1 protein-coding gene is annotated in these 1,163 nt (G+C 61.7%); it reads left to right on the top strand.

Annotated features, from left to right (window positions below):
- Positions 1-1,163, top strand: a 1,163-nt coding sequence (gene tuf / locus LNV23_RS23840; RefSeq protein ID WP_263565238.1) for an elongation factor Tu, incomplete at both ends; no start/stop codon positions are given.

The raw sequence follows: 1,163 nt of genomic DNA, 5'->3' as shown, positions 1-1,163 counted from the left end.
CGCACCAAGCCGCACGTCAACGTCGGCACCATCGGTCACGTGGACCATGGCAAGACGACCCTGACGGCTGCGATCGCAACCGTGCTGTCGAAGAAGTTCGGCGGCGAGGCCAAGGCCTACGACCAGATCGACGCTGCGCCTGAAGAAAAGGCACGCGGCATCACGATCAACACCGCCCACGTTGAGTACGAAACGGCCAACCGCCACTACGCTCACGTTGACTGCCCCGGCCACGCTGACTATGTGAAGAACATGATCACCGGCGCCGCACAGATGGACGGTGCGATCCTGGTGTGCTCGGCTGCTGACGGCCCGATGCCCCAGACCCGCGAGCACATCCTGCTGGCTCGCCAAGTGGGCGTGAAGTACATCATCGTGTTCCTGAACAAGTGCGACATGGTGGATGACGCCGAGCTGCTGGAACTGGTGGAAATGGAAGTGCGCGAGCTGCTGAGCAAGTACGACTTCCCCGGCGACGACACCCCCATCATCAAGGGTTCGGCCAAGCTGGCTCTGGAAGGCGACACTGGCGATCTGGGCGAGCAAGCCATCATGCGCTTGGCCGATGCCCTGGACACCTACATCCCCCAGCCTGAGCGTGCCGTGGACGGCGCCTTCCTGCTGCCGGTGGAAGACGTGTTCTCGATCTCGGGTCGTGGCACCGTGGTGACCGGTCGCGTTGAGCGCGGCATCATCAAGGTCGGCGAAGAAATCGAAATCGTCGGTATCCGCGACGTGCAGAAGACCACCGTGACTGGCGTGGAAATGTTCCGCAAGCTGTTGGATCAAGGTCAAGCGGGCGACAACGTCGGTATCTTGCTGCGCGGCACCAAGCGCGAAGACGTCGAGCGCGGCCAAGTGCTGAGCAAGCCTGGTTCGATCAAGCCGCACACGCACTTCACTGCTGAAGTCTATGTGCTGAGCAAGGAAGAGGGCGGCCGTCACACTCCGTTCTTCAACAACTACCGTCCCCAGTTCTACTTCCGTACGACTGACGTGACCGGTGCTGTTGAGCTGCCCGCGGACAAGGAAATGGTCATGCCTGGCGACAACGTCGGCATCACCGTGAAGCTGATCGCTCCGATCGCCATGGAAACCGGTCTGCGCTTCGCTATCCGCGAAGGTGGCCGTACCGTGGGTTCGGGTGTGGTTGCCACCATCCT

This window comes from Kinneretia sp. DJ1R-11 (assembly GCF_025717595.1).
Lineage (GTDB): Bacteria > Pseudomonadota > Gammaproteobacteria > Burkholderiales > Burkholderiaceae_C > Paucibacter_A.
Note: the sequence above shows the minus strand (reverse complement) of the source record. Positions and strands in the feature narration are given on the sequence as shown.